The 5,433-nt window shown below is 43.5% G+C and carries 4 protein-coding genes; 3 read left to right on the top strand and 1 reads right to left on the bottom strand.

Translation table 11 applies throughout. The features are described 5' to 3' along the window. The 3 genes from HRT75_RS13830 to HRT75_RS13820 all read left to right on the top strand — a co-directional run. On the top strand, positions 1 to 416 hold a 416-nt coding region (locus HRT75_RS13830; protein WP_291187930.1), incomplete at its 5' end, for an HmuY family protein. A gap of 390 nt (positions 417 to 806) precedes the next feature. After that, the gene (locus HRT75_RS13825) at positions 807 to 1,022 is read left to right on the top strand and encodes a hypothetical protein (protein ID WP_291187927.1); all 216 of its coding nucleotides are present in this window, start codon (positions 807 to 809) and stop codon (positions 1,020 to 1,022) included. 324 nt (positions 1,023 to 1,346) lie between these two features. After that, a complete protein-coding gene (locus tag HRT75_RS13820; RefSeq protein WP_291187924.1) occupies positions 1,347 to 4,706 on the top strand; it encodes a TM0106 family RecB-like putative nuclease in 3,360 nt (1,119 codons plus the stop codon). A gap of 378 nt (positions 4,707 to 5,084) precedes the next feature. Here the strand turns inward: HRT75_RS13820 and HRT75_RS13815 are convergent. After that, the coding region (locus HRT75_RS13815) for an integrase core domain-containing protein (protein WP_291187921.1) at positions 5,085 to 5,433 on the bottom strand (349 nt) is incomplete at its 5' end.

Raw genomic sequence — 5,433 nt, 5'->3', positions numbered from 1 at the left:
GGGACATCGCCTTTCGGGGCACCACGATCGCCATCAACGGCGGCGCGGTAACCGGCACGGCTGATGAACCCGAGCGCAACGGAAACGGAGGGGCCTCGATTGCCACCGGCACCTTTGCCGATGTGGTATCGGCGGTCGGCCTGGATTTTACGGAGGATGCCGATGGGGCGTTTGCCATCCCTACCGGAAGCGACAACGGCTGGTACAATTACAACCCGGCCACCTTTACGATCAGTCCCATCCCAGGACGCATCTTGGTCATCCGCACCCACGACGGCCACTATGCCAAGGTGGAGGTCTTGAGTTATTATAGGGATGCCCCGGCCCAACCCGATGCCTTTGTGGACGAGTCACGGGTCTATACCTTCAACTATGTGTATAACCCCAACGTTGGGGATACGAATTTGGCGGAATAAACGAAACGGAAGGACGCCAGTCTTCCCTTTTTAAGTTTGAGTTTGTTAGCGACCGGGGGCGAAAGCCTCCGGTTTTTTGGTGTCCTAAAGCGACTAACCACTATCAAGATTTGTGGGTCGAAACCCCGTTTTTTGGGGAAACCATTTAAGATGAAAACCAAGTTGATATGGATCCCCATAGGAGTACTCTTGATGGGTTTTGCCCTGTACGATTTGTACGTTTTCTTGCAAGATGAGTTGACAGCTAGGATGTCGTGGATGCGGATTCTATCACATTTATCGGTTCCGTCTTTTGCAATGGGTTGTGGTTTTTACATCCTTTATGCCAAAATGAGTAAACGATAAGGTACCGTACATTGTTCAGGAACCATATTAAACAACACACTACTTATGATACAACTCCCTAAACCCCTCGCTTTTAGCATCTTCTTCTTGGTAACCTTTCTATTGGCCGATTCCTTGTTCGATGTATCTTGGGAGGCGGTCACCGCTACCAACTCCAGTTTTCGGGCAGCGTTCAAGGAACTTCGCGAACCGCTGGCTTTTGTGTTGTTGAGCCTGTTTTACATCCACTACTATGTGGGTATCCTTAAGCAGGAAAATTAGGAGAATCCATAGGCCCTTTCATCGCCTTTTCGTTCATTCCGTAAGAAAACCTTCGTTAAGAGCTTGATATTTAGAGGAAAACCCCAATTCTTTTACGGTTTTTCGTAACAAATTCAAAAATGCACTGGGTATCTTGGGAGGGTAAGAATACTTGAATCGGTCAGCTTTCGATGGAGATGCCATAGTACCAATAAAACCGAACGCGCAAAATGGAATTGTAATCAATGATGATATACAATTGTAAGGCTCAATTCTGGAAAAACTTTAATGCTCATTCTTCATGGGAATAAACATCTCAAAATAATGCTGTTCTTAAACATTTAAATGAAAAACAAAAACAACCATATTCTATACAGTCCTTCAGACATTTCTTCGCACAGCAACTGTAAACACCTTACTCAGCTTAACAAGCAACACGCTCGTGGTGAAATCGAAGATCCTGAAGTACTCACAAACAGGGTTGTGATTATGCTCCAAGAGAGAGGAATGGAGTTTGAAGCGAAACATCTTCAACAACTACGGGATGAAGGAATGGAGGTCATTGAAATCAGCAATGAAGATCCTCATGCTGAAAAGAAAACAATTGAGGCCATGTCTTCCGGTGCAGATGTAATCTACCAGGCGCGCTTGAAAGAAGAGGGTAAATGGAGTGGCTGGGCTGATTTCTTGATGAAGGTCGAAAGACCAAGCGACCTAGGAGATTGGTCTTACGAAGTTTGGGATACCAAATTGGCAAATGAAACTAAGGCTGGAACCATATTGCAAATAGGGCTCTATTCGGAATGTGTAGCCCAGATCCAAGGGATACCGCCAGAATATATGGGAGTGATCAAACCGGAAGGTAAAGAACAATATCGCTATGATGAACACGCAGCATATATCAGATTGGTAAAGCGAAATCTAGAAGATGCTATAACCAATGAATACGAAACCTATCCAGAACCTGTACACCATTGTGATATCTGTAGGTGGTGGAAGAATTGCAATGCGATTAGGAGAAAAGATGACCACCTGACCTTTGTTGCAGGCATGGGAAAATCTCAAATGAAAGAGTTTAGGCTAAATGATATTGATACACTTGAGAAAGTAGCCAACCTTTTGTTGCCTGTACCATTTGATCCTACCAAAGGTGCAAAAGAGACCTACAATAAACTACGAGAACAAGCGCGAGTTCAGAATGAAAGTCGCAATGCAGGTAATAAACCAATCTATGAGACGCTTGAAATTGAAGAAGGAAAAGGCCTAAATAAGCTACCGGAACCTTCAACAAATGATATCTATTTAGATTTTGAAGGTGACAGGATGGTTGATCCAGATGGACTTGAATATATGATCGGTTATGTACACAAAGACAAATACCATGCGTTATGGGCAAAAAATGAAAAGGAAGAAAAGGTCATTTTTGAGCAGTTTATAGACTTTGCAATTGCTTTAAAAGAAGAAGATCCAACACTTCACATTTACCACTACGCACCTTATGAAGTAACGGCCCTCAAACGGCTCATGGGTAAGTACGCGTCACGAGAAAACGAAATCGACACATTCTTACGGTCAAACACTTTTATTGACCTCCACAGCGTGGTAAAGCAGTCAGTGCGGGCGAGCGTGGAAAAATACTCAATCAAAGACCTAGAAAAATTCTTTGGCTATGAACGTAAAATGAACCTTCGAGAGTTGTCTAGCTTCAAATCGCAACTGGAGTTGCTGCTTCAAACCGGAAACATTGATAAACTGAGCAAAGAAACAGCGGATGCTGTACAACTTTACAATCAAGACGATTGTGAATCGCTAGTAAGGCTTCAAATATGGCTAGAAGAAATCAGAGCAAATCTAATTGCTGAGCGTGCAAACATTACCCGACCTGAAGATGTCGATGGTGATGCAAGTGACAATATCACCGCTCATCAAGAACGTATACAACCGATAATGGAAGCCTTGTTGGAAGCTATATCTCCTATAAAAGCTGAACGTACCAACATTGGACAGGCTCGATTTATACTAGCACATATGCTTGATTGGTATCGAAGGGAGAAGAAGTCGTATTGGTGGGAGTTTTTCCGTTTGAAAGAACTATCAGAACACGAACTCTTGGATGAGCGGAAGGCTATTTCCTTTCTTCAATATACAGGTGAAAGAGAACCTATAAAAAGAAGCTTTCTAGACACTTATACGTTTCCACCACAGGAATGTGATTTACGACCAGGCAATTCACTAGAAGACCCGGAAGGAAATAAACCAGGCAGTATTCATGATATTGATACTGATGTAGGTATACTCCGAATTAAAAAGGGGCCATCTAAAAAAGATCTACCCCACCCCGTTTCGGTAATAAGTCTTGAAGGTGTAAACTCTAATACCAAAGAAGAAGCCATCATCAATTTATCCGAATGGGTTGTAGCAAATGGTATGGAGAGCAGTAATGAAAAATACCGCGCTGCTCGACAAATGCTAATGAATATTTCTCCCCGTTTAAACGAACCTTCAACCAACCTTGCAGACCTTCTGGAAAGAACATTTGATTTCGCATCCAAACTTGACCACAGCTACCTTCCTATTCAAGGCGCTCCCGGTGCGGGTAAGAGCTACACGGGCAGCCACCTTATCTATCATTTGGCCAAGCAGGGTAAAAAAATTGGCATAACTGCACTTAGCCACAAAGTGATTACGAATCTACTCACAAAGGTTTGGGAAGTCGCAAAAGAGGATGGCTCCAGCATAAATATGATTCAAAAGGTTAAGGCGGATGATGATGGAATTGCACCTTGGACATTGGCGAGAGACGAAGGCCCCATTCAAGCAGCGATAGGCACAACGGATGTTATTGCAGGTACATCATTTATGTGGAGCAAACCACCATATGAAGACAGTGTAGACTACCTGTTTATTGATGAAGCCGGTCAGCTTTCCCTTATTGACACACTTGCGGTTTCACACTCGTGCGCTAACCTGGTGCTACTTGGCGATCCACAGCAATTGAAACAGCCTCAACAAGGTGTTCACCCAAACGGGACTGAGGTTTCCGCTTTAGAGCATGTCTTACAGGGTGAGAAAACCATTTCTTATGAGCAGGGAGTGTTTCTAGCTGAAACATGGCGCATGCATTCATCCATCAATGCATTTGTATCTGAGCTGTTCTATGAAAACCGATTAAAACCAAAAGAGCATCTAGACCAACAGCAAATCATCGGTTCAAAATATGCTGGTTCGGGTCTTTATCTCGAAGAAGTAGAACACACCGGAAATACCAACTCATCTGCAGAAGAGGTTGACAAGGTCGAAGAAATCGTTGCACAACTTACTGGAGGCGATGTGCGGTTCATTAATGAGGATGGCGCTGAAAGGAAGTTGGCAGCTGCTGACATAAAAGTCATTACGCCATACAACGCGCAAGTGCTGGCCATTAAACAACGGCTTCCGAATTTTGAAGTGGGTACGGCAGACAAATTCCAGGGACAAGAAGCGCTCGTGATTATTTATTCGGTGGCTACCTCCAGTATGGAAGAAGCGCCTCGTGGTATGAACTTTTTATTTAGCCCAAATCGATTTAATGTGGCTGTCTCACGGGCACGAACCAGATTCATAATGGTAGCCAATCCGGTTATTTTTGAAGTAGAGTGTAAAAGCCCGTATCAAATTAAGTTAGCTAATGCTTTTTGTAGATTTAAGGAGTTGAGCTTAATCTAAACATGTAGAATCAAAAAGTAAGTAAATGAAAAGTGCCTAACACAACCTATACGCAATGCACTTCGGGATACTGCGCATAGCCAAACCGTTGTGCGGCATTATAAGAAAATCATTGAATAAATAATAAATGGAAATAACTGGAAAATTATTAGGAGAACTGCAAAACCGACTCAAAGTTGGAAATCGCAGAGGTGTCCATCTTAATGCTATTCCAGGACGTTCCAGATATAAATTCGACCTTCACAGACTATAATTCCCCCTATCTCTAGGACAGTTTTTCAATAAAAATAAATATGATAATGATGTTGAAAAGAGGGGGTCCGGGGGAGACTGATAAGTCACCGGTTTTGTTGAAAACCCTATTTTCATTTTCTATCACTACGCTGCTTTTTTCTTCTGTTGTTGATAAACCTCGAACGGTCTCTGGCCATCAATTCCCTGATGGCGACGTTCATGGTTGTAATATTCAAAGTATTCCCTGATGCCACGGTAACACTGTAATCCGTCATCGGCGGGAAAAAGGTACACATGTTCATATTTGACGCTGCGCCACAGCCGTTCGATGAAGATGTTGTCGATTGCCCGGCCTTTGCCGTCCATACTGAGCGTTATGCCCTGTCCGGGAGCCGTCACCCATGTATGGAATTCCTTGGCGGTGAACTGGCTTCCCTGGTCGGTATTGAGTATTTCGGGCGCACCATGTTCCATAACGGCGGTTTCCAATGTG

The organism is Gilvibacter sp. (assembly GCF_013214815.1).
Classification (GTDB): domain Bacteria; phylum Bacteroidota; class Bacteroidia; order Flavobacteriales; family Flavobacteriaceae; genus Gilvibacter.
Note: the sequence above shows the minus strand (reverse complement) of the source record. Positions and strands in the feature narration are given on the sequence as shown.

Excerpts from the sequence above, each read along its gene's own strand:
- HRT75_RS13825 (WP_291187927.1), top strand. The coding sequence starts at position 807 with ATGATACAACTCCCTAAACCCCTCGCTTTTAGCATCTTCTTCTTGGTA.
- HRT75_RS13820 (WP_291187924.1), top strand. The coding sequence starts at position 1,347 with ATGAAAAACAAAAACAACCATATTCTATACAGTCCTTCAGACATTTCT.